The 23,319-nt window shown below is 68.8% G+C and carries 23 protein-coding genes; 16 read left to right on the forward strand and 7 right to left on the reverse strand.

Annotation, left to right across the window (positions count from 1 at the left end; genetic code table 11):
* Positions 1-15: 15 nt before the first annotated feature.
* Positions 16-915, forward strand: a complete 900-nt coding sequence (locus tag P0M04_RS28900) for a LysR family transcriptional regulator (protein ID WP_259450910.1) — start codon at positions 16-18, stop codon at positions 913-915.
* Here the strand turns inward: P0M04_RS28900 and P0M04_RS28905 are convergent.
* Positions 912-2,693 (reverse strand): amidohydrolase, encoded by a 1,782-nt coding sequence (locus P0M04_RS28905; protein WP_259450909.1) that lies wholly within the window; start codon positions 2,691-2,693, stop codon positions 912-914. The genes P0M04_RS28900 and P0M04_RS28905 overlap by 4 nt on opposite strands.
* 102 nt (positions 2,694-2,795) lie before the next feature.
* Here P0M04_RS28905 and P0M04_RS28910 point away from each other — a divergent pair, with 102 nt between their 5' ends.
* On the forward strand, positions 2,796-2,993 hold the full coding sequence (locus tag P0M04_RS28910; protein WP_259450908.1) for a hypothetical protein: 198 nt from the start codon (positions 2,796-2,798) through the stop codon (positions 2,991-2,993).
* On the opposite strand, the gene P0M04_RS28915 is transcribed toward P0M04_RS28910, so the two are convergent.
* The 4 genes from P0M04_RS28915 to P0M04_RS28930 all read right to left on the reverse strand — a co-directional run bounded on the left by P0M04_RS28915 (position 2,984) and on the right by P0M04_RS28930 (position 5,542).
* Complete coding sequence (locus tag P0M04_RS28915; protein ID WP_259450907.1) at positions 2,984-3,904, reverse strand: pirin family protein; 921 nt, start codon at positions 3,902-3,904, stop codon at positions 2,984-2,986. The genes P0M04_RS28910 and P0M04_RS28915 overlap by 10 nt on opposite strands.
* A gap of 1 nt (position 3,905) precedes the next feature.
* Positions 3,906-4,289, reverse strand: coding sequence for an OsmC family protein (locus tag P0M04_RS28920; RefSeq protein ID WP_259450906.1), 384 nt, complete (start codon positions 4,287-4,289; stop codon positions 3,906-3,908).
* A gap of 80 nt (positions 4,290-4,369) precedes the next feature.
* On the reverse strand, positions 4,370-4,789 hold the full coding sequence (locus tag P0M04_RS28925) for a DoxX family protein (protein WP_259450905.1): 420 nt from the start codon (positions 4,787-4,789) through the stop codon (positions 4,370-4,372).
* 51 nt (positions 4,790-4,840) lie between these two features.
* The gene (locus P0M04_RS28930; protein ID WP_259450904.1) at positions 4,841-5,542 is read right to left on the reverse strand and encodes a pirin family protein; all 702 of its coding nucleotides are present in this window, start codon (positions 5,540-5,542) and stop codon (positions 4,841-4,843) included.
* Positions 5,543-5,780: 238 nt separating this feature from the next.
* Between P0M04_RS28930 and P0M04_RS28935 the strand changes: the two genes are divergently transcribed.
* The 4 genes from P0M04_RS28935 (at position 5,781) to P0M04_RS28950 (ending at position 10,001) form a co-directional block, all read left to right on the forward strand.
* The gene (locus P0M04_RS28935; protein ID WP_259450903.1) at positions 5,781-7,460 is read left to right on the forward strand and encodes an AMP-binding protein; all 1,680 of its coding nucleotides are present in this window, start codon (positions 5,781-5,783) and stop codon (positions 7,458-7,460) included.
* Positions 7,457-8,056, forward strand: a complete 600-nt coding sequence (locus tag P0M04_RS28940) for an NAD(P)H-dependent oxidoreductase (protein ID WP_259450902.1) — start codon at positions 7,457-7,459, stop codon at positions 8,054-8,056. Before P0M04_RS28935 ends, P0M04_RS28940 begins: the two co-directional genes overlap by 4 nt.
* A 33-nt stretch (positions 8,057-8,089) precedes the next feature.
* The gene (locus P0M04_RS28945) at positions 8,090-9,037 is read left to right on the forward strand and encodes a LysR substrate-binding domain-containing protein (protein WP_259450901.1); all 948 of its coding nucleotides are present in this window, start codon (positions 8,090-8,092) and stop codon (positions 9,035-9,037) included.
* Between the two features lie 124 nt (positions 9,038-9,161).
* Positions 9,162-10,001 carry an alpha/beta fold hydrolase gene (locus P0M04_RS28950; RefSeq protein WP_259450900.1) on the forward strand — a complete coding sequence of 280 codons (840 nt, stop codon included), beginning with the start codon at positions 9,162-9,164 and terminating at the stop codon, positions 9,999-10,001.
* Positions 10,002-10,019: 18 nt separating this feature from the next.
* On the opposite strand, the gene P0M04_RS28955 is transcribed toward P0M04_RS28950, so the two are convergent.
* Positions 10,020-10,181 carry a hypothetical protein gene (locus tag P0M04_RS28955; RefSeq protein WP_259450899.1) on the reverse strand — a complete coding sequence of 54 codons (162 nt, stop codon included), beginning with the start codon at positions 10,179-10,181 and terminating at the stop codon, positions 10,020-10,022.
* Between the two features lie 110 nt (positions 10,182-10,291).
* Here P0M04_RS28955 and P0M04_RS28960 point away from each other — a divergent pair, with 110 nt between their 5' ends.
* Positions 10,292-11,227, forward strand: a complete 936-nt coding sequence (locus P0M04_RS28960; protein WP_259450898.1) for a LysR family transcriptional regulator — start codon at positions 10,292-10,294, stop codon at positions 11,225-11,227.
* Here the strand turns inward: P0M04_RS28960 and P0M04_RS28965 are convergent.
* Complete coding sequence (locus tag P0M04_RS28965; protein WP_259450897.1) at positions 11,208-12,164, reverse strand: TIGR03571 family LLM class oxidoreductase; 957 nt, start codon at positions 12,162-12,164, stop codon at positions 11,208-11,210. The two genes, P0M04_RS28960 and P0M04_RS28965, sit on opposite strands and share 20 nt — an antisense overlap.
* 202 nt (positions 12,165-12,366) lie before the next feature.
* On the opposite strand from P0M04_RS28965, the gene P0M04_RS28970 reads away from it, so the two are divergent.
* The 9 genes from P0M04_RS28970 (at position 12,367) to P0M04_RS29010 (ending at position 23,319) form a co-directional block, all read left to right on the forward strand.
* Positions 12,367-13,623 (forward strand): c-type cytochrome, encoded by a 1,257-nt coding sequence (locus P0M04_RS28970; RefSeq protein WP_259450896.1) that lies wholly within the window; start codon positions 12,367-12,369, stop codon positions 13,621-13,623.
* Entirely contained in the window at positions 13,620-14,078 is a 459-nt protein-coding gene (locus P0M04_RS28975) for a (2Fe-2S)-binding protein (protein WP_259450895.1), read from the forward strand. The genes P0M04_RS28970 and P0M04_RS28975 overlap by 4 nt, the downstream gene beginning before the upstream one ends.
* A complete protein-coding gene (locus P0M04_RS28980) occupies positions 14,075-16,312 on the forward strand; it encodes a xanthine dehydrogenase family protein molybdopterin-binding subunit (protein ID WP_259450894.1) in 2,238 nt (745 codons plus the stop codon). The genes P0M04_RS28975 and P0M04_RS28980 overlap by 4 nt, the downstream gene beginning before the upstream one ends.
* Before the next feature lie 145 nt (positions 16,313-16,457).
* Positions 16,458-18,464, forward strand: coding sequence for a sensor histidine kinase (locus P0M04_RS28985; RefSeq protein ID WP_259450893.1), 2,007 nt, complete (start codon positions 16,458-16,460; stop codon positions 18,462-18,464).
* On the forward strand, positions 18,457-18,789 hold the full coding sequence (locus P0M04_RS28990) for a helix-turn-helix domain-containing protein (protein ID WP_259450892.1): 333 nt from the start codon (positions 18,457-18,459) through the stop codon (positions 18,787-18,789). Before P0M04_RS28985 ends, P0M04_RS28990 begins: the two co-directional genes overlap by 8 nt.
* A 24-nt stretch (positions 18,790-18,813) precedes the next feature.
* Positions 18,814-20,676 (forward strand): amidohydrolase, encoded by a 1,863-nt coding sequence (locus tag P0M04_RS28995; protein WP_259450891.1) that lies wholly within the window; start codon positions 18,814-18,816, stop codon positions 20,674-20,676.
* A gap of 10 nt (positions 20,677-20,686) precedes the next feature.
* Positions 20,687-21,394, forward strand: a complete 708-nt coding sequence (locus tag P0M04_RS29000; RefSeq protein WP_259450890.1) for a YoaK family protein — start codon at positions 20,687-20,689, stop codon at positions 21,392-21,394.
* Positions 21,395-21,627: 233 nt separating this feature from the next.
* A complete protein-coding gene (locus P0M04_RS29005) occupies positions 21,628-22,458 on the forward strand; it encodes an alpha/beta fold hydrolase (RefSeq protein ID WP_259451214.1) in 831 nt (276 codons plus the stop codon).
* A 111-nt stretch (positions 22,459-22,569) separates the two neighbouring features.
* Complete coding sequence (locus tag P0M04_RS29010) at positions 22,570-23,319, forward strand: hypothetical protein (protein ID WP_259450889.1); 750 nt, start codon at positions 22,570-22,572, stop codon at positions 23,317-23,319.

Raw genomic sequence — 23,319 nt, forward strand, 5'->3', positions numbered from 1 at the left:
GATCATTTTCCAAAAATGGAAGACACATTGGACTGGAACGATCTTAAGTACTTTCTCGAAGTGGCGCGCGGGGGCAGCCTGACGCGCGCTTCCGACGTGCTGCGTGTGAGCCAGTCGACCGTCAGCCGGCGCATCGCCGAACTGGAAGCACGTTTGTCCACGCGCCTGTTCGCGCGCCACCAGACGGGCTACCACCTGACCGACGAAGGCCGGGAGCTGCTCGGGCGCGCGGAGGCCGTCGAGGACAACATGCTGGCGTTCGAACGAGGCGCGTCCGGCCTGAGTCCCGGCGTGTCGGGCATGGTCCGCCTGGCCACGTCGGACAATCTCGCATCGGATCTCGTGATCCCCGCCCTGCCCCGCTTCGTCGCGCGCCATCCGCAGCTGCGCCTGGAGATCGTGACGACGACGGCCGCCGTGGAACTGGGCCGGCGCGATGCCGACCTCGCGCTGCGTCTCGTGCGCCCCAGCCACGGCAACCTGAAGGCGCGCCGGCTCGGGGCGATGTCGTACGGCATGTACGGGCACCGCGACTATCTCGCGCGGCATCCCGCGCCCGCCGACGATCCGCTCGCAGGCCGTGCCATGATCACGTGGGACGAGGCACATGCGCACCTGCCGGCCTCGCAATGGCTCGCGAAGCGGGCGCCGGATGCGCACGTGGTGCTGGCCGCGTCGACCCTGCGCGCGCAGATCGCGGCCGCGCGCGCGGGGCTCGGCCTTGCCATCATCCCGGACTTCCTCGTCGACGATCCCGACCTGGAACGCGTGCTGGCGCCCGGCGACGTGTTCAGCGACGGCGTCTGGCTCGTGATGCATGCAGATCTCGCCGCATCGAGCCGCGTGCGCGCCGTCGCCGACTTCCTGGCGGAGACGGTCGAAGCGGCGCGCGCCGCGCTGGCGGGCGAAGTTTAGCGGTTCTGGTAGCCCCCGTACGCGGCGACGGGACTCCACGCCGGCGACACCGGCAGCGCTTTCGGTGCCAGCGGCGCATAGTCGCCCGCGCCGTACACGACCTGGCCGTTGACGACGGTGAGCACGCTTTCCAGCCGCTTGATGCCCTCGGCATCCATGCCGAAGTAATCCTGCGGCAGCACGACGAAGTCGGCGTACTGCCCTTTCTTCAACGTGCCCTTGACCTTCTCCTCGCCGCTCATCCACGCGGAACCCGTCGTGATCAGCTTCAGCGCCTCGTAGCGCGACAGGCGGTCGCCGTCCTGCCAGATCTGCAGGCCGCCGGCCGTCTTGCCCGTGACGGCCCAGTACACCGACGGCCACGGGTTGTAGCTGGAGACGCGCGTGCCGTCCGTGCCCAGGCCGACGGGAATGCCCTGCGCGAGCATCTTGCGGATCGGCGGCATCTGGCGCGTCTGCTCGCCGTAGCGCTTCCAGTACGACTCGCCCTGGAAGTGCATGCGGTCCTGCACGGCGATGCCGCCGCCCAGCTTCTTGATGCGCGCGAGGTCGGCGTCCGTCACGGTCTCGCCGTGGTCGATGATGAAGCGCAGGCCCTTCAGCGGCGTCTGCGCATTGACCTTTTCGATCACGTCGAGGTCGCGCGCGATGCTCTCGCCATATGTCGCGTGCAGGCGGAACGGCCAGCGGTTCTTCACGAGCAGCGACACGACGGGTTCCAGGTCGCTCTCCATCGATGCCGGCAGGTCCGGGCGGGGCTCCAAAAAGTTCTCGAAGTCGGCCGCGCTGGCGACGAGGTTCTCGCCGGCGCCTTCGGCCGAGAAGCCGTTCGGGTACAGCATGTGGTCGTTCTGCTTCGGATGCGTCATCGTCAGCCAGCGCTGGAAGTCGTCCAGTTCCTTGCCCGCCTTTTGCGCGAACAGGTAATACGCGGTGCGTACCGTCAGCTTGCCCTGCTTTGCCAATTCCAGCGATACGCCGTAGTCGTCCGGATAGTTCTGGAAACCGCCGCCCGCATCGATGGCGCTCGTCACGCCCAGGCGGTTCAGTTCGCGGTAGAACTGCAATGTGGAGTTGACCTGGTCGTCGTGCCCCAGCTTGTTCGTCTTCGCGAGGGTCGAGTACAGGATCAGCGCGTTCGGCTTGGCGATCAGCTTGCCGGTCGGCTGGCCGTTCGCATCCAGTTCGACCTCGCCGTCCTTGTATCTGGTGTTGCGGTCGTAGCCCAGCGTTTCGATCCCCTTCTTGTTGAGGAAGCCGAGGCCGTACAGGTACAGGATGAACACGGGCTTGTCCGGCACGGCCGCATTGATTTCTTCCAGCGTGGGCAGGCGCTTTTCCTCGAACTGCCATTCGTTCCAGCCGCCCACGACCTTCACCCACTGGCCGTCCGGCGTGCGCGCGGCCTGCTCCTTCAGCATCTCCAGCGCGCGGCTCAAGGAAGTCACGCCGTCCCAGCGCAGCTCCATGTTGTAGTTCAGGCCTTCGCGGATCACGTGCAGGTGCGAGTCGTTCAGGCCCGGGATCACGGTGCGGCCGTGCGCATCGATCACCTGCGTGTTCGCGCGCTTCAGTTTCAGCACCCTGGCGTTGCTGCCGGTGGCGAGCACCTTGCCGTCCTTGACGGCGATGGCCTGCACGAACTCGCCTTGTTTCGCCATCGTGGCGATCTTGCCGTTCGTGAGGATCAGGTCGGCCTGGGCGAACGCGGCGCCGGCCGTGAGGAATCCCGCTGCGGCCAGGGCGGCGCGCAGCGCAGTGGAACATGTCGTATTCATGATGTCTTTCTTCGATTGCGAACGGGCGCAGGTTAGCGGACGATAATGTTCGGCGCCACTGTCTTACGACCGGGATGGCGACCTTCGTGTTAGCATCGAACGATGGAACGACGAAGCGACTACAAGACCGCCCTCATGATCGAATCAACGATCCACGAGGCCCAGGAACAGAACCGCTCGCCCGCGCGCGCACTGGCGTCGCTGGGCGTGCCGTTCGAGATTGCGATGCGTGTGCTCACACGCCCGGACGAGCGGCGCCATGCGGTGCCGCCGCCACGCAGCGCGGAAGCTCAGGGATAGCGGACGGGCCGGCCCGGCAAATCAGGCAGCGGAATGAATTCCGTCTCGCCCGGGACTTGCGGAAAGCGCTGCGCTTTCCAGTCTTCCTTCGCCTGCTCGATGCGGTCGGACGAGGACGACACGAAATTCCACGTCAGGTAGCGCGGGCCATCCATCGGCTCGCCGCCCAGCAGCATCACGCGGGCGCCCCTGTTCTCGGTCGCCGCCAGGGTGACCGTCGCCCCCGGTTTCAGCACGAGGAGCTGGCCCTGTTCGAAGCGGCCGTCGCGGCCCAGGTCGAGCGTGCCGTCGACCATGTACAGCGCCTGTTCCGGATACTCGGCCGGCAAGGTCAGGCGCGCGCCAGGCTGCAGCGCCAGGTCGACGTAGAACAGCGGCGATTGCACGGGCACCGGCGAGCGCTTGCCGAAATAGCTGCCGGCGATGATGCGGGCGGTCGCGCCGTCGCCGTCGAGGATCGGCAGCTCCTGCGAACCGATGTGCGCGAAGGCGGGATCGCACTCTTCTTTCTCCTTCGGCAGCGCCACCCAGCACTGCAGGCCGAACAGGTTGGAGCCGGCGGCGCGCACGTCCGGGCCGGTGCGCTCGGAGTGGACGATGCCCTTCCCGGCCGTCATCCAGTTCACTTCGCCCGGCTTGATGTCCTGCACGGTGCCGAGGCTGTCGCGGTGGCGGATCTGGCCATCCAGCAGGTACGTGACGGTGGCCAGGCCGATGTGCGGATGCGGCCGCACGTCGATGCCTTCGCCCGCGTGGAACACGTGCGGTCCCATCTGGTCGAGGAAGACGAACGGGCCCACCATACGCCGGTCCTTGTGTGGCAGCGCGCGCCGCACTTCGAAGCCGCCGCCCAGGTCGTGCGTGCGGGGGACGACGATGGTTTCCAGGCTCTCGTGTTCGAACGCGTCCATGCTAGATAGCCTCCGTGGTGATCTGGATGGTGCCCGACAGCGTCTTGTGCACCGGGCATTTGTTGGCGATGTCGGTCAGCCGGGCCTTGGTCTCGTCGTCCAGCGCGCCGATGTATTCGATGGTGCGGTGCAGGCCATAGGCCGCGCCTTCCTGGCCATGTTTGATCGAGACTTTCACCTCATCCAGCGGATAGCCCTTGCGCTTGGCATACAGGCTCACGGTGAGCGTCGTGCAGGCCGCCAGCGCGGCGGCCAGGATGTCGTGGGGTTCCGGACCGCTGTCCTCGCCGCCGAATTCCGGCTTCACGTCCGTCAGGAAGCGGTGCTTGCCGATCTCGATCACCTGCTGCAGCGGCCCGGTGCCGCGATGCGTCGTCACTTCCATGGCTCGTTCTCCTCGTCTCTTTCGTTTGCGTGGATGTCCGCCACCCGTGTGCGCCAGGTCGCGGACTGATTGTACCCGTCTCAGGCAGCGCGGCTGCGCAGGACGTTCACTCGTGCGGCGCTCGTCGCGCGCTGGCGTTCGAAGTCGAACAGGGCCAGCAAGCCGCCGAAGACCGCCACGTTTTTCAGGAAGTGGTTCAGCTGATTCTGGAACTCAGCCGCGTCCGCATGCCAGAAGCCGTGGAAGATCAAGGTGACGGGCACCGTGAACAGCGCGAGCGCCAGTGCCGCATACTTCGCCTGGATCCCGGTGACCAGCGCCAGGCCGCCGCCGACCTCGAGCAGGATCGCGCCTGCCAGCAGCAACCCGGCCGCCGGGATGCCCAGGCTGTTCATCCACCCGGCCACGTAGCCGAAGCCGATGATCTTGTTGATGCCCGATGCCAGGAACAGGACGCCCACCAGGGCGCGGCCGACGGGATAGAGTTTAGTGGTTTCCATGATGTGCTCCTTGAATATCGTTGCGTTTGACTCGTTCATCGTTAAACAGGTTCAGACCGGCAGGTCGAACAGCAGCACTTCCGCATCCTTCGCATCCGACAGCGCCACGACGGCCTCTTCGCTGATCTGGACGGCGTCGCCCGCTTCGAGGGCGCAGCCGTTCACGGTCAGGCTGCCGCGCGCCACTTGCACGTAGGCCTGGCGGCCCGGCAGCAGCGCATGGTCGACGCGCTCGTCACCGTCGAGGATCGTCGCGTAGATCGCGGCGTCCTGGCGCAGCGAGACAGAGCCGTCGCGGCCGTCGTTCGAGGCGATCAGGCGCAGCGTGCCGCGCTTGCTGTCCGTATCGAAGTGCTTTTCTTCGTAGCCCGGTGCGCCGTCCGTTTCGGCCGGGATCACCCAGATCTGCAGGAAGTGCACGGGTTCCGTCGCCGAGTGGTTGTACTCGCTGTGCGTGACGCCCGTGCCGGCGCTCATGCGCTGCACGTCGCCGTAGCGCAGGACGGAACCGTTGCCCATGCTGTCCTTGTGCTCCAGCGCGCCGTCCAGCACGTAGGAGATGATCTCCATGTTCTTGTGGCTGTGCGGGTCGAAGCCGCGGCCCGGGGCCACGCGGTCTTCGTTGATCACCCGCAGCGGGCCGACGTTCATGTGCGCCGGGTCGTAGTAATGACCGAACGAGAAGGTGTGCTGCGAGCGCAGCCAACCGAAACTGGCGACACCGCGGTCCGAGCTTTTACGTACTTTCAGCATGATGTTCTCCTTGTGATTGTCAAGTCGGGTGTTCGATCCGTTCGAACACGCTGCGCTTTCCGGACTCTGCCGTGTTACCGGCTTGCTGTCGTAAGCGCGTTTCCATGGAAAGCATTATGGTCGCTGCGGGGCAAGAAGAAAAACGAGTTGTTTTATGGTCTATGATCGATTTTTTCGATAGTCCCCCACCCCGCTCGGGCGCTACACTGTGTCGAAAGGGATAACCCGGGAGACACACATGCAAGCCAGCTACGTCCACGGAGCGCATTCGCTCCCCCTCATCGGCGACACGATCGGCGCCCACCTGGACCGCATCGCCGAGCGCTACGGCGACCGTGACGCGCTCGTCATACCGCACCAGTGCGTACGCTGGAGCTGGCGCCAGTTGCGCGAACGGGCCGACCGGCTCGCGGCCGGCCTGCTGGGCCTGGGCCTGCACCCCGGCGACCGCATCGGCATCTGGTCGCAGAACCGCGCGGAATGGGTGCTCACGCAGTTCGCCACCGCCAAGGCGGGCCTCGTCATGGTCAACATCAACCCTGCCTACCGCCGCGCCGAGCTGGAATACGCGCTGGCCAAGGTCGGCTGCCGCGCGTTGATCCTCGCACCGGGTTTCAAATCGAGCGACTACCTCGGCATGCTGCGCGACCTCGTGCCGGAACTGGACGGCGCCGCCCCCGGGGAGCTGCGCAGCGCAAGGCTGCCCGAGCTGCGCCACGTGATCCGCCTCGGGCAGGAGTCGACACCGGGCATGCTGGACTTCGACACGGTGGCGCAATGCGCGGGACCGGCCGACATGACGCGCCTGCACGAGGTGGCGCGCACCTTGCAGTTCGACGACCCGGTCAACATCCAGTTCACGTCCGGCACGACGGGCGCGCCGAAAGGCGCCACGCTCACGCACCACAATATCCTGAACAACGGCTTCTTCATCGGCGAGGCGATGGCGCTGACGGAGCGCGACCGCCTGTGCATCCCCGTCCCGCTGTACCACTGCTTCGGCATGGTGCTGGGGAACCTCGCCTGCATGACGCACGGCGCGGCGATGGTCTATCCGGGCGAAGGCTTCGATGCGGGCGCGGTGCTGGCCACCGTGCAGGCCGAGCGCTGCACGGCGCTGCACGGGGTACCGACGATGTTCATCGCGATGCTGGACCATCCGGAGTTCGCGTCCTTCGACCTGGGGAGTCTCCGCACGGGGATCATGGCCGGGTCGCCCTGCCCGATGGAAGTCATGCAGCGCGTGATGCGGCAGATGCACATGGACGAGATCACGATCGCCTACGGCATGACGGAGACGTCGCCCGTCAGCTTCCAGACGTCCGTCGACGACCCGCTCGCGTGCCGCGTCGGCACGGTCGGGCGGATCCACCCGCACCTGGAAGTCAAGATCGTCGACACGGACGGCAAGGTCGTCCCGCGCGGCGAAACGGGCGAGCTGCTCACGCGAGGGTACTCCGTCATGCTCGGCTACTGGGGCGACGACGAACGCACGCGCGAGGCGATCGACCCTGCCGGCTGGATGCACACGGGCGACCTCGCGACGCTGGACGCGGACGGTTATTGCCGCATCGTGGGCCGCGCCAAGGACATGGTGATCCGCGGCGGCGAAAACATCTACCCGCGCGAAGTGGAAGAGTTCTTATACCGCCACCCGAAGGTGCTGGACGTGCAGTGCGTGGGCGTGCCCGACCCGAAATATGGCGAGGAGCTGTGCGCGTGCATCGTGCTGCGGCCGGGCGAACACGCGGACGCGGACGAGATCCGCGCCTTTTGCCAGGGGCAGATCGCGCACTACAAGATTCCGCGCTACATCCGGTTCGTCGATGGTTTTCCGATGACGGTGACGGGGAAGATCCAGAAATTCATGCTGAGGAAGCAGATGGCGGACGATCTCGGGCTGGGGGACCGCGCATGAAGTGTCTCGTCGTGATCGCCCACCCCGTCCATGACAGCCTGTGCCGCGCGCTCGCGCAGCACGCCATCTCCACCTTGACCGCCCACGGCCACGACGTGGTCGTCGAAGACCTGTACGGCGCCGGCTTCGCGCCCGCGTTGACTCCCACGGAACGCGCGAGCTATTACGGCCCGGCGTTCGATCCAGCCGCCACGGAAACGCACATCCAACGCCTGCAAGCCGCCGAGGCGCTCGTGCTCGTGTTCCCGACCTGGTGGTTCGGTTTCCCGGCAATGCTGAAAGGCTGGTTCGACCGCGTGTGGGCGCCGGGCGTCGCGTACGACCATGCCAGCGACCTGGGGCCGATCAGGCCGCGCCTGGACAAGCTGCGGCACGCCGTGGCAATCACTTCCCTCGGCTCGCCGTGGTGGGTCGACCGCTTCATCCTGCGCCAGCCGGTAAAACGCGTGCTGAAGACGGCGCTGCTGGGGACGTGCGCGCCGCAGTGCCGGTTCGGGATGCTGTCGCTGTACCGGGCCGAGTCGCTCGCGCCGGATCAGGTGCAGGCGTTCCGCGCCCGTATCGGAAGGACGTTGTCGAAGTGGGCGCGCGCCTGATACGATGCGCTCCCCGCTCTCGGACTCTCGCACATGCTCAGACTCAGCCTGGACGCCCTCCTTACCGTCGACACCATCGCCCGCCGCGGCAGCTTCTCGGCCGCCGCGAAGGAACTGTTTCGCGTGCCGTCGACGATCTCGTACACCGTCTCCAAGCTGGAAGACGACCTGGGCGTGCAGCTGTTCGAACGCTTCGGCCCGCGTGTCGTCCTCACGCCGGCAGGCGAAGAGCTGCTGACGGAAGGCCGCTACCTGCTCAAGGCCGCGGGCGACCTGGAGAGCCGCGTACGCCGCGTGGCGTCCGGCTGGGAGACGGAATTCGCCATCGGCATGGACTCCGCCCTTGCCCCGCTCGGCCTGCGGGACGATATCCGCGCGTTTTATGAAGTGGCGGACCAGACCCGCCTGCGCATCGTGCGCGAAGCCTTGTCCGGCACGTGGGAAAGCCTGCTCGACCGCCGCGTCGACCTGCTCGTGGGCGCGGCCGGCGAAGGGCCGTCCGGCGGCGGCTACACGGCCGAACCGCTCGGGACGATGTCGTTCGTGTTCGTCGTCGCGCCCTCGCATCCGCTGGCGAAGATCCGGCACCGGCTGGGCAAGGCGGAGCTGACGGCGCACCGCGCGGTGTCCGTCGCCGACTCTGTCCGCCTGCTGCAGGCGCGCACGGTGGGCCTGCTGTTCGGCCAGGACACGTTGACCGTGCCCGACATGCAGACCAAGTACGAATTCCAGCTGGCGGGCATCGGCTTCGGCTTCCTGCCCGAGGCCTGGGCGCGGGCCGACATCGCGGCCGGCCGCCTCGTCGAGAAGGAGGTCGAGGAACCGAAGCCCGACGAGACCCTGTACATGGCCTGGCGCACGGGCGAGGAAGGCGCCGCGCTGAAGTGGTGGCGCGAGCGCATGCGCACGTCGTCGCCGGTGGAACGCATGCTTGCCCTCAACTGCCCGGTCGAGAGGGCAACACCCGATACCGCCGGGTAAGCGGAACCTATACGTTCGTATGACTAGACCGCCCGCCCCGGGCTCCCGACAATGTCCGGGTCCGGATTGCGGCGGCACGCGCTGTCCCTTCCGGCTTCCAGCCACCTACCTGAAGGGACACGCCATGACCATCACCCGCACCGCCAACACCATCACGACCCGCGACGGGACCATCATCCACTTCACGGACTGGGGCCACGGTCCCGCCGTCGTGTTCAGCCACGGCTGGCCGCTGCAGGGCGACGCCTGGGAAGACCAGATGATGTTCCTCGCGAACCACGGCTACCGCGTCATCGCCCACGACCGCCGAGGCCACGGCCTGTCGAGCAAGCCCTGGCACGGCAACCACATGAACGACTACGCGGACGATCTGGCGCAGCTGGTCGAAGCGCTGGACCTGACGGACGTGACGCACGTCGGCCACTCGACCGGCGGCGGCGAAGTCGCGCGCTACATCGGCCGCCACGGTACCGGCCGCGTCAAGCGCGCCGTGCTGGTGGGCGCCGTGACGCCGCAGATGGCGATCTCGGACGCGAACCCGAACGGCGTGCCGATGTCCGTGTTCGACGGCATCCGCGCAGGCGTCCAGGCCGACCGCGCCCAGTTCTTCAAGGACCTGAGCATCCCGTTCTACGGCTTCAACCGCGAAGGCGCCAAGGATTCGCAGGGCGCGCGCGACACGTTCTGGCTGCAGGGCATGCAGTGCAGCGTGCGCGCCGCTTATGAGTGCATCAAGCAGTTCTCGGAAACGGACTTCACGGAAGACCTCAAGAAGATGACGATCCCGACCCTCGTCATCCACGGCAGCGACGACCAGATCGTCCCGATCGACACCACCGCGCGCCGCGCCGTCGAGATCCTGCCGCAGGGCCGCCTGGTCGTCTACGAAGGCGGCCCGCACGGCCTGGCCTTCACCCACAAGGACCGCCTGAACGCCGACCTGCTGGCGTTCCTGCGTTCCTGATCGGGTCATAGATCCACCTTACGCCGGCAGCGCCGCGCCCTCCACGGGGGCCGGCGCGTCGCTGGCGCCGAACAGGCCCGTCATCGCGACGGCCGACTCCGCCGTATGCACTTCCAGCAAAAGACACAGGCCCCCCATCAGGAGGCCCAGCATCACGAACGTCAGGTAATAACGCATCATCGCCTCCCCAAGCCGGCCACATCGATCGTGAAATCATGGTAGGCGCATATTCGCGCACGGGACAGTATCCTTTGGTATGAGTACCGTAAAACACACACGCCGAGGATAGGATGGACCGCTTCGCCGAACTGAAAGCCTTTTGCACCGTCGCCGCCACCGGCGGCTTTTCGCCCGCCGCGCGCCGGCTCGGACTCGTCACGTCGTCCGTCGCGCGCCTCGTCGACGCCCTCGAAGGCCGCCTCGGCGCCGTGCTGCTCAACCGCTCCACGCGCAGCGTCACACTGACGGACGCGGGGCGCACCTACTACGAGGAAGCCCTGCGCATCCTGGAGCGCCTCGACGCGGCCGACGAAGCGGCGGCGGACGGCGCGGCCGGCGTGCTGCGCGTGGCGGCGCCCGTTACCTTCAGCACCCTGTACGTGGCACCCATCCTGCCCGCGCTGCGCGCGCGCCACCCGCGCCTGATCCTCGACCTGCGCCTGGACGACGCGCCCGCCAATCTCGTCGACGAAGCGATCGACGTCGCGATCCGCATCGGCAGCCTCGATCCGCAGTCGAACCTCGTCGCACGCAAGCTCGCCGCGCACGACCGCGTGCTGTGCGCCAGCCCGGCGTACCTGGCCGCGCACGGCGCACCGGACACGCCCATCGCGCTCGCGGCCCACGACTGCCTGCAGTTCGCGTTCGGCGCGGGCCGCCGCACGTGGCGCCTGCAGGCGGACGACCTGGACGCGGATGCGGAGGACGTCGAGGTGCGCGGCGTCGTTCACGCCAACAATTCGGAAGTATTGCGCCAGGCCGCGCTGGGTGGCCTCGGCATCGCCATGCTGGCGCGCTGGCTCGTGCAGCGCGACCTGCGCGCCGGCACGCTCGTGCAGGTGCTGCCCGGCTACCGCGTCAATCCGGGCCCGATGGACGTCGGGCTGTACGCGCTGTATCCCGCGAGCCGGCGCAACTCGACGAAGATCCGGGCCTTCGTCGACCTGCTGGCCGAGCATCTCGCGGCGCAGGATCTCGGCGACCACGTCAGTGAACCGCCAGCGTAGGCAGGCGCGGCACGATCTCGCGTCCCAGTTCCTCGATCTGCTCGCCGATCGGCCGCGGTCCCTGCAGGTTGACGAGCATGTGCGCCACGCCCAGCGCCGCCATGCGCTCGAAGTAGCCCAGCAGCGCATGGCGGCCGGCACGCAGCCCCAGTTCCAGCGCTTGCGCGGGCGCGTCCGGGTCGGCCAGCAATTCCAGTTGCAGCGACTGCACGAACGGTTTCGATACGCCACCGGCCCGTTCCTCCAGTGCCCGCTGCCACAGCGCGATGCGGCCCTGCTGGCGCGCTTCCTCGCGGTGGTATGTGGCCCAGCCGTCCGCGTGTGCGGCGATCCATTGCAGCGACTGGCGCGCGGTGCCCACCGCCAGCAGCGGGATACGTGCGCCGGGCGCCGGCGTAGGCGCGTAGCCACCCGTCGACGCGAGCAGTGCGTCGCGTGCCTCCGCATCGGTGGACAGCGCGGCTGCCAGCGTCTGCCACCGCTCGCGGAACAGGAGGTCCGGCGCCGTGTCCACGCCGAACGGCGCCAGTTCCTCCGGCCGGTCGCCCGAGCCGAGGCCGAGGATGAAACGGCCGCCGCTCAACCGGTCAAGCGACCACGCGGCCTTGGCCACGTGCAGCGGATGCCGCAGCGGCAGCACGGCGGCCGCGGTGCCCAGTGCCGCGGACGCCGTCACACCGGCCAGCACCGTGAGCCAGATGAACGGGTCGTCCAGTACCGCGGCCTCGCGCGTGCTGCCCTGCGGGACGATCAGCGGCACGTCGCGCGTCCACAGCGCGGCGATGCCGAGTGCGTCCGCGCGCGCGGCCAGCGCCGTCTCGCGCGCGATGTCGGCAGGTTCGCCGGGCGCGCGTGCGAGAGGCGTCATCAGGCCCAGCGTGAGATGGTCCGCGCCGAGCACGCGGTCCCAGGCACGGTTGAAAGCAGCATCGGTCATGGCTATCTCCTGCGAACGCCAAGCATACCGCGTCGGCGGCGCGCGCGTCGGCGCCTGCCGCGCAAGACACTCTTGCGCCAAAAGCATCAATCGACCTGGCCGTCCGGCGCTACAGTGAGCGCCGGTCCGTATCCCTTTGTATAACTAGACGATGGGGACGGCCGGAATCGACAATTGCCGCAACAACATCCAGGAACCCTCGATGAGACTTCGCACCCTCGCCGCCGCCGGCACGGCCTTCGTGGTCATCGCATTCGGCGGCCTGTATGCCTGGACCCGCCCGGCCGCGCTCGCGCCGGCGGCCGGGCCGCCGTCCCCGCCCTCGGCCGCCGTCCTCGCGGCCGGCGCCCGTATCGTGGCGCTGGGCGACTGCATGGTCTGCCATACCGCGCCGGACGGTCCCGCGTATGCCGGCGGCCTGGGCCTGAAGACGCCGTTCGGCATCATCTACAGCACCAACATCACGCCCGACCCCGATACGGGCATCGGCCGCTGGACGAGCGCCGCGTTCAAGCGCGCGCTGCGCGAAGGCGCGGCGCGCGACGGCCACCTGCTCTATCCCGCCTTCCCCTACATCCACTACACGCGCATGTCCGACGAGGACATCGAACTGGCCTACGCCTACCTGATGTCGCGCCCGCCGGTGAAAGTGAAACAGCCGGCCAACGACCTCGTGTTCCCGCTGAATTTCCGTCCGCTGCTCGCGTTCTGGAACGCGCTGTACCTGCGTCCAGGCGATGGCGCCACGCCCGGCACGGGCCAGGTCGAGCGGGGCCGCTATCTCGTCGACACGCTGGGCCACTGCGCGTCCTGCCACAGCGGCATGAACCTGCTGGGCGGCGAGCGCAGTCCGGCGTTCCAGGGCGGCACCGTCGACGGCTGGCACGCGCCCGCCCTCACGCGCCTCGCGCAAGGCAGCGCGCCATGGACGCGCGACGAACTGGCGGACTACCTGCAAGGCGGCCTGTCGCTCGCGCACGGCGCCGCGAAGGGCCCGATGCGGCCCGTGACGGAACGGCTGGCCGGCGTGCCGCGCGCGGACGTCGAAGCGATGGCATCTTATCTGATGACGATCCAGCAGCCCGCGGCCGCTACGGCCGTCTCCGTCGCCGCACAGACCACAACGTCCGGCGCCGCCCTGTTCGCGGCCGCCTGCGTGGGTTGCCACGCGCCGGCCGCGCCGATGATGCGGCTCGGCGGCCGCCCGGGCCTCGCCCGCAGCAGCGCCGTGCTGGGCGACGACCCTGCCAATTTCATCCAGACCGTGCTGCACGGGATCCCGTGGGAACGCCCTGCGCCCGGCGGCGCGGCGGCCGCCTACATGCCGCCGTTCGCCGACGTACTGTCCGACGCCCAGGTCGCCGAACTGGCCGCGTGGGTGCGGACCGGCGCCGGCCGTCCCGCCTGGCCCGACGTGGCCGCCGCCAGCCGCAAGCTGCGCAAGGAGATGCAACCATGACGAAAGTCGAAGTCAACGGCCGCGCACACGACCTGCACGCGGATCCCGCCACCCCGCTGCTGTACGTGCTGCGCAATGAATTGCACCTGAACGGCGCCAAGTTCGGCTGCGGCATGGGCCAGTGCGGCGCCTGTACCGTCCAGCTGGACGGCAAGCCCGTGTTTTCCTGCGTGACCCCGCTGGCCGCCTGCGCCGGACGCAAGGTGCGCACCGTGGAGGGCCTGGGCAGCGCCGCGAAGCCGGGCAAGCTGCAGGCCGCGTTCATCGAGCACCAGGCCGCACAGTGCGGCTATTGCATCGCCGGGATGATCGTGCGTGCGCAGGCCCTGCTGGACAAGGTGCCGCATCCGACCGACGAGCAGATCCGCCGCCACATGGAACCGAATCTGTGCCGCTGCGGCACGCACCACCGCATCCTCGCGGCCATCCGCGCCGCGGCCGGAGAACCGGCATGAGCGGCGTGAATCACGGCCGCCGCGCCTTCCTCGAAGGGGGCGCCCTCGTCCTCGCGTTCGCGCTGCTGCCGCGCGCCGCGCGCGCCGAATTCAATGGCATGGGCGTGCCGCCGGTCGCCAATCCGAAACTCGCGGGCAGCCTGCAACGCACGCCGTTCCTGGACGCGTGGATCCGCGTGGCGCCGGACGGCAAGGTCACGGTCTTCAGCGGCAAGGTTGAACTGGGCACCGGCGTGCGCACGGCGCTCGCGCAGGTCGCACTCGAACAACTGGAACTGCAGCCGGGCGACATCGAGTTCGTGCAGGGCGATACGGCGCGCACGCCCAACGAAGGTTTCACGGCCGGCAGCCACACCATGGCCGACAGCGGCAGCGCGCTGCTGCATGCGTCAAGCCAGGTGGCGGCATTGCTGCGCCAGGGCGCGGCGGCGCAGTGGCGGGTGGGGCCGGAGACGGTCACGCTGCGCGCGGGCCGCGCGGTCGCCCCGGATGGCCGCAGCATGCATTACGGCGAGGCGCTGCGCGGTCTGGATGCCGCGGGCCTGCACCGCGCGGCCAGCGAGACGTCGCCGCTGCGCCCGCCCGCGCGCTACCGCCTGATCGGCAAGCCACTGGCCCGCTTCGACATCCCGGCGAAAGTCACGGGCGGCGCGGCCTACGTGCAGGACATGCGCCTGCCCGGCATGCTGCACGCCCGCGTCGTGCGGCCGCCGCGTCCCGGTGCGAAGCTCGTGCGCGCGGATCTCGACGCCGTCCGACGCCTGCCCGGCGTGCGCCGGGTGGTGCGCGACGGCGACTACCTGGCCGTGCTGGCGGACGACGAATGGCGCGCGATCCTGGCGATGAATGCGCTGGCGGCGAACGCTCAATGGCAAGGCGGCACGCCAATGCCGCAAGCGGACGCCATCCACGCGACCCTGCAGCAGCTGCCGGCGCAGCACATCAAGATCCTCGACCGCGGCCACGTCGACCAGCCGGCCGCCGGCCCGGGCGTGTCTGCCCGCTACACGAAGCAGTACGTGATGCACGGCTCGATCGGGCCGTCGTGCGCCGTCGCCCGGCTGGACGGGGACATGCTGACGGTCTGGACGCACACGCAGGGCGTGTACCCGCTGCGCGCCGCGCTGGCGGAGCTGACCGGCATGCCGCTCGATAAGGTCCGCTGCATCCACACGGAGGGGTCCGGCTGCTACGGCCAGAACGGCGCCGACGACGTGGCGGCGGACGCTGCGCTGCTGGCCCGCGCCGTACCCGGCGTACCCGTGCGCGTGCAGCTGATGCGCGACCAGGAAAACCTGTGGGAGCCGTACGCACCCGCGATGGTGACGACCGTGCGCGCCGCGCTCGACGGCCAGGGCCGCATCTCGCACTGGGACTACGCACTGTGGAGCGGGTCGCACAACGAACGCCCCGGCAATGCCGGGAAGCTGGTCCCCGCATGGCTGCTTTCCAAACCGATCGCGCCGTCGCCATCACAGCCGATGCCGATGCCGGAAGGCGGCGGCGACCGCAACGCGCTGCCGCTGTACGCCATCCCGAACGCGCGCGTCGTGAACCATTTTCTCCCCGTGACGCCGCTGCGCAGCTCCGCGATGCGCTCGCTCGGGGCGCACATCAACATCACGACGATCGAGGGGACGATGGACCAGCTGGCGAAGCTGGCCGGCGTCGACCCGGTGCGCCTGCGCCTCGACCATCTGGCCGAGGAACCGCGCGCCCGCGCCGTGATCGAGAAGGCGGCCGCGCGCTTCGGCTGGGGCAAGACGAAACCGGCGCCGGGGCACGGCTACGGTTTCGGCTTCGGCCAGTACAAGAACATCATGGCCTACGTAGCGATCGCGCTGGAACTGGCCGTCGACAAGGACAAGAACACCGTGCGCATCGTCCGCGTGGCCTGCGCAGCCGACTGCGGCCAGGTCGTGAATCCGGACGGCGCGCGCAACCAGCTGGAAGGCGGCATCATCCAGGCGGCCAGCTGGACCCTGCACGAGCAGTTGCGCTACGGCCCGGACGGCATCGCCAGCATGGACTGGAGCACGTATCCGATCCTGCGCTTTTCCGGCGTTCCGGAACGCATCGACGTCGACCTGCTGGACCAGCCCGGTCTACCCTTTTTGGGTGTGGCGGAGGCCGCGCAGGGCCCGATGGCGGCCGCGCTCGCGAACGCGCTGGCCGACGCCACCGGCGCGCGCCGCCACGACCTGCCGCTGCTCGGGCGGCCCTTCCCCGCCTGAGACCGCGATGCTTACCCACGCCATGCACCCCTCTGCGTCAATACCCGCATCGATCATCCTTTCGTATGAGGGGATTGTCCTACAAGGCCGCGATACTGGTTCCGCCCCGGCCCAACTCCCGCCGGCGGCATTCTTGAGCGCGCAGATGAATCGAACGACCGTACCTACCGACCCTGCTTGTGCCCCGCCCGACGCCGGCGCTGCGGCGTCCGAGCCCCAGATCGACGCCTGCCGGCGCGCGTGGCACCTGCTGTGCGACGCCGGCATGCCCACGCTGACCGACGTCCCCCTGCTGACCGCCCACCCCGCGCTGGCAGACGCGCTGCAGGATGCGTTCAACGCCGGCCGCCTGCCCGGCGCGCTGATCGAAGCGGAAATCCGCCGCGCCCTGCTGGACGGCCCGTGCGATGCGACGCTGCTGGCCGCCGTCCTGCTGGCGGCCGTCGCCCTCGAACGCTTTCACGGCGGCCGCCGCGCCATGCGGCTGGCCGAAGCCTGCGCCGTCCGCGCCCGCCATGACGATGCGCGCGCCGTCGCCGGCGCCGTGCTGCGCGCCCACGCCACCCTCGTGCTCTCGCGCTGCGCACCGCTGCGCGAAGCGGCGCTGCTGCAGGCCGAAGCCTGCCGCCTGGAGGCCGGCCGTCCCGATACCGTGGCCCGCAACGCCGTCCTGTGGACAGGCGTGCGCCTGCTGTGCGGCGCGCCGTTGGCCGAACTGCTGCATTATGCCGACGCCGTCCGTCAGTCGGTCCCGTTTGGCAACGTTTCCGTCGCCACCAGCCAGCTGGACAGCCGCCTCGCGCTGTACCGCGCACTGGCCGACGGCCCGCGCACGCCGTACGTGCCGGCGGTGCCCGCGGATGCCATGCAGTTCGGGTGCTGGCTCGGCTGCCTGCAGGCGGCGTGGCTGCGTGGCGAAACGGGCGCGGCCCGCGCGGCACTGGCCGCCGCCCGCCAGCTCGTCACGCCGGTCACGCCGCCGTGCGAGCTGCTGACTTACCACCTGTTCGGCGCATTGACGCTGGCGCGCGTGGAGCATGTACCCGGTACCACGGCCGCCCTGCGCGCGCACCGCCGCGCGCTGCAGGCGTGGGCCCGGCGCGCGCCCGACGTGGCCGGCGCGATGGCGCTGCTCGCGCAAGCGGCTGAACAGGATGCGGCCGGTGCGGGCCGGGCGCTGACCGCCTACGAACGTGCGGCCGCCCAGGCGCAGACGGTCGGCCAGGCGTGGATCGCCGCGCTGGCCTGGGAAGGCGCCGCCGGCCTGTGCGCCCGCGGCGGCCTCGCCGGCGCGCTGCCGGGCTACCGCAAGCTCGCGCTGGACACCTGGCGCGACTGGGGCGCCCACGGCCGCGTACGCGACCTGATGCAGGCTTGGGACGCCACGCCCGCCACGCCCGACCACGACCAGCAGACGCGCGCCGCCCGCGCGGGCACGGTCGGAGAACTCGGCATCACGATCGCGCACGAGGTCAACCAGCCGCTGGCCGCGATCCTGCTGCACGCGGCCGCCGCCCGACGCTGGCTGCGCCGCGGCCAGCCCGACACGACGCGTGCGCTGGAAGCGCTGGAACAGATCAGCGCATGCGGCAGACAGGCGGGCGACATCGTGCGCAGCGTGCGCGGCCTGGCGCGGCGCGAGGGCGAAGCGGCCAGCATGTTCGCACTCGACACGGCGGTCGGCGAAGTGGCGCAACTGCTGCGCGCGCTGATGGTGCGCCAGAACGTGCATCTGGAAACCCGTCTGCTGCTGCCGGAACGCCAGATCCACGCAAGCCGCGCCCAGATCCAGCAGGTGCTCATCAACCTGCTGCTCAACGCGATCGAGGCCCTGGCCGGCGTCAGCGACCGGCCGCGCCGCATCGTGCTGGAATCCGTGCCGGCCGGCCCTGCGCTCGTCGAGCTGCGCGTGCGCGACAACGGCCCCGGCATCGCCGCCGCCGACCGCGAACGCATCTTCGACGCCCTGTATTCGACCAAGCCGCACGGCACCGGCGTCGGCCTGTCGATCAGTCGCGCCATCGTCGAAGCGCATGGCGGCCGCATCGAATGCACAGCCGCCGAGCCGCACGGTGCGCTGTTCCGGGTCGTGCTGCCCGTGCGCAGCGCGGCCGGCATCACGCCTTCCACCGAAAGCCGCAACCATGCATGACACCCCGCCCGCCGCCAACGTGGCGCGCGTCTGCCGCTACATCGACGACCACCTGACCGAGCCGCTCACGCTGGCGGACCTCGCCGGTCACGCCGGGCTGTCGCGCCACTATTTTTCGCGCCTGTTCCGCGCCACGACGGGCGACCCGCCCATGCGCTACCTGATGCGCCGGCGTCTCGAGCACGCGCGCCGGCTGCTGCTGGACCGCCGCCACAGCGTGTGCGAGATCGCCATGCTGTTGCATTTCGCCGACCAGAGCCATTTCTGCCGCAGCTTCCGCCGCAGCACGGGCCAGTCGCCGCTGCAGTACAGCCGCGCGCAGTAATATATTTACATTCTGGAGGAAACCATGAAACCACCTGCCATCGCCGACCTGATCCTCACCAACGGCCGCTTCCACACACTGGACCGCACCAACCCGCAGGCGGACGCGGTCGCCATCGCCGACGGCCGCTTCGTCGCCGTCGGGGCCGCCGCCGACGTCATGCGCCACCGCGGCGACGCGACCCGCGTGATCGACCTGGACGGCCACACCGTCATCCCGGGCCTGAACGACTCGCACCTGCACCTGATCCGCGGCGGCCTGAATTACAACCTCGAACTGCGCTGGGAAGGCGTGCCGTCGCTGGCCGATGCGCTGCGCATGCTGAAGGAGCAGGCTGACCGCACCCCGAACCCGCAATGGGTACGCGTGGTCGGCGGCTGGAACGAATTCCAGTTCGCGGAACAGCGCATGCCGACCCTCGAGGAACTCAACGCGGCCGCACCCGACACGCCCGTGTTCGTGCTGCACCTGTACGACCGCGCCCTGCTCAACCGCGCCGCGCTGCGCGCCGTCGGCTACGACAAGACGACGCCGAACCCGCCGGGCGGAGAGATCGTGCGCGACGCCGCCGGCAACCCGACCGGCATGCTGATCGCGCGCCCCAACGCGATGATCCTGTACGCCACGCTGGCCAAGGGTCCGAAGCTGCCGCTCGAACAGCAGATCAATTCGACGCGCCACTTCATGCGCGAACTGAACCGCCTCGGTCTCACGAGCGCCATCGACGCGGGCGGCGGTTTCCAGAATTATCCCGAGGATTACCAGGTCGTCGAACAATTGGCCGCGCAAGACCAGCTGACCATCCGCATCGCCTACAACCTGTTCACGCAGAACAAGGGCAAGGAGCTCGACGATTTCAAGAAGTGGACGGAGATGGTGACGCCGGGCCAGGGCAGCGACTGGTACCGCCACAACGGCGCGGGCGAGATGCTCGTGTTTTCCGCCGCCGACTTCGAAGACTTCCTGGAACCGCGCCCGGACCTGCCGGCCGGCATGGAAGCGGAACTGGAACAGGTCGTGCGCCACCTCGTGTCGAGCCGCTGGCCGTTCCGCCTGCACGCGACGTACGACGAATCCATCTCGCGCATGCTGGACGTGTTCGAGAAGGTCGACCGCGAGATCCCGTTCAATGGCCTGCGCTGGATGTTCGACCACGCCGAGACCATCACCCCGCGCAACATCGAGCGCGTCAAAGCGCTGGGCGGCGGCATCGCGATCCAGCACCGCATGGCCTTCCAGGGCGAATACTTCGTCGACCGCTACGGCGCCAAGGCGGCCGAATCGACGCCGCCGATCAAGCGCATGCTGGATGCGGGCGTGCCCGTCGGCGCCGGCACGGACGCGACCCGCGTGGCGAGCTACAACCCGTGGACGGCGTTGTACTGGCTCGTCTCCGGCCGCACCGTCGGCGGCCTGCGCCTGTACGATGCCGGCTCGCGTCTCGACCGCCACACGGCGCTCGAATTGTGGACCGCGGGCAGCGCCTGGTTCTCCAGCGAGCAGGGTCAGAAAGGCCGCATCCAGGCAGGCATGCTGGCCGACCTCGCGGTGCTGTCCGCCGACTACTTCCGCGTGGACGAGGAAGCCATCAAGGCCATCGAATCCGTGCTGACCGTCGTGGGCGGGCGCATCGTGTACGGCCAGGGTCCGTTCGACAAGCTGGCTCCGCCGGCCATTCCCGTGCTGCCCGAGTGGTCGCCCGTCGCGAAGGTGCCGGGCCATTACCGCCCCGCCCAGCAAGCGGTTGCCGCGAAACTGCCCCACCAGTGCCGCGGCGCCTGTTCCGTGCACGCGCATGCGCACGACCGCGCCCGCAAGTCGGACGTGCCGGTGTCGGATTTCAGCGCGTTCTGGGGCGCGTTCGGCTGCAGCTGCTTTGCGTTCTGAGGAGGCCCGTATGCATCTATCCATGAAACCCGGCGACCTGACGCTCGGCGTCGGCCTCGGCCTGCTGGCCGGCTACATCGACACGTCGGCATTCGTCGGCCTGTTCGGCCTGTTCACGGCGCACGTGACGGGCAACTTCGTCCTCATCGGCAGCGAGCTCGCACGGCCGTCGCACGCCGGCGTGCTGCCGCTGAAATTCCTCGCGATTCCCGCGTTCGCGGCCGGCGTCGTCGTGGCGCGCCTGATGGACGTGCGCTGCGCGCGCCTCGGCCACAATCCGGCCCGTCCGCTGCTGGGCATGCAGTTCGTACTGCTGGCGCTGTTCACGATCGCGGGCCTCGCCGCGTCACCGCTGGCCGGTCCCGAAGCGCCGCTCGTCCTCGTGACCGGCATGCTGGGCACGGCCGCGATGGGCGTGCAGAACGCCGTCGGCAAGCTGCAGCTGGGCCGCATCGCGCCGACCACGGTCATGACCGGCAACGTGACGGAACTGCTGATCGACATGACGGACCTGGCCACGGGCCGCGCCACACCGGCCGTCAAGGCGCGCTTCGTGAAGTTCTTCTGGCCCGTGCTCGCGTTCGCGCTCGGCTGCATCGCGGGCGGCATGGCGTGGATGGCGGTCGGGTTCTGGTGCTTCCTGCCCGCGCTCGCGCTGCTCGCGTGGCTCGTGCTGCTGGACTGGCCGGCCCTCGAAGCGGCACCTGCAGCCGCGTGATCCCTACATTCCGGCGAGTGGTTTTTACCGCTCGCATCGGGCATCGTAGTACCTGAACATCGGTTCATCACAACAACATCCAAACGAGAAGGGAAAACGATATGAACGATATGAACGATATGAACGCCAAGCGCCGCAGCATGCTGGGCGGCGCCGCCGCGCTGCCCCTGGCCATGATGGCTGTCGCCGGATCGGCCCAGGCCGCGACGGAACCGAAAGGCGGCGCCGCCCGCATGACGTCGAGCTTCGTGCGCACGAAGGACGGCGTCGACATCTTCTACAAGGACTGGGGCAGCGGCACGCCGATCGTGTTCTCGCACGGCTGGCCGCTGAGCTCGGACGACTGGGATTCGCAGATGATGTACTTCGTGCAGCGCGGTTTCCGCGTGATCGCGCACGACCGCCGCGGCCACGGCCGTTCCACGCAGGTCGGCTCCGGCCACGACATGGACCACTACGCCGACGACCTCGCGGCCGTCGTCCAGCACCTGGACCTGAAAGGCGCGATCCACGTCGGCCACTCGACGGGCGGCGGCGAAGTCGTGCGCTACCTGGCGCGCCACGGCCAGTCGCGCGCATCGAAAGCCGTGCTGATCGCGGCCGTGCCGCCGATCATGGTCAAGACCGCCGCCAACCCGGGCGGCCTGCCGAAGGACGTGTTCGACGGCATCCAGCAGCAGGTGGCGACGAACCGCGCGCAGTTCTACCGCGACCTGCCGTCCGGCCCGTTCTACGGCTTCAACCGTCCGGGCGTGAAGCCGCAGGAAGGCATCATCCAGAACTGGTGGCGCCAGGGCATGATGGGCGGCGCCAAGGCCCATTATGATGGCGTGGTCGCGTTCTCGCAGACCGACTTCACGGCGGACCTCAAGAAGATCACCCTGCCCGTCCTGGTCCAGCACGGCGACGACGACCAGATCGTGCCGTACGCCGACTCCGGCGTGCTGTCCGCCAAGCTGCTCCCGAACGGCACGCTGAAGACCTATAAAGGCTTCCCGCACGGGATGCCGACCACGCACGCGGACGTCATCAACGCCGACATCCTCGCCTTCATCAAGGGTTGATGTGTGAACGTGATCCGGCCGCGCGCCGGATCACGTGACAATGTGTGAGCCTCTGCCCTGCCACGTTCGGTAGAATCGGATATGTTATCGATATCCACGACAGGCCAGCACATGTTGATTCCGTTCCGGCGCATCGCGATCTGCGCCGTCGTCTCGTACCTCGCGGCGGCGCCGGCGTTCGCCGACGAGGTCCGTTTCGCTGGCCCGTTGACGATGAAATCGGTCGACGAGTTCATCCGGCTGAACGACGACAAACCGGTCACGCTGCTGTCCATTTTCTCGCCCGGCGGCATCCTCGGCGCCGGCATCAAGCTGGGCAGGTGGGTGCGGCAGAAGAACGCCGACGTCCGGGTCACGTTCTACTGCGCTTCCGCCTGCGCGAATTATGTGTTCACCGCCGGCAGGAAAAAGATCATCGCGCGGGACAGCCTCGTGATGTGGCATGGCGGCACGCAGGCATGGGAATTCACCGAAATCATCGACGAGTTGCGCAGGCAGGCCGCGCAAGCGATGCCGCCCGACGCCGATCCCTACGCGAAGTTCGCCGTTGCGAACCTCAGGCGCTACTGGTCGGTCGCCGAACAGCGCGAGCTGGAGACCGCGTATTTCAAGGAGATCGCGTTCGACGGCGCGCTCGTCCTGCTCGGGTCCCAGCCCGTCCACTACGATACGGAATGGTGGACCGCCACGGTCGGCGTCATGGAAAAATACGGCATCAAGGATGTCGAAGCGCCCGACGGTTATGGCACCGTGGACTATGTGAAGAAATCGATCTTCTGGAAGCTGTTCTTCAAGGATGCCCGGGTGACGTTCGAGCTCGACCCGGACGGCAAAATCGTCGCGGTCCCCGTGACCCGGTAG

The organism is Telluria mixta (assembly GCF_029223865.1).
Classification (GTDB): domain Bacteria; phylum Pseudomonadota; class Gammaproteobacteria; order Burkholderiales; family Burkholderiaceae_D; genus Telluria; species Telluria mixta.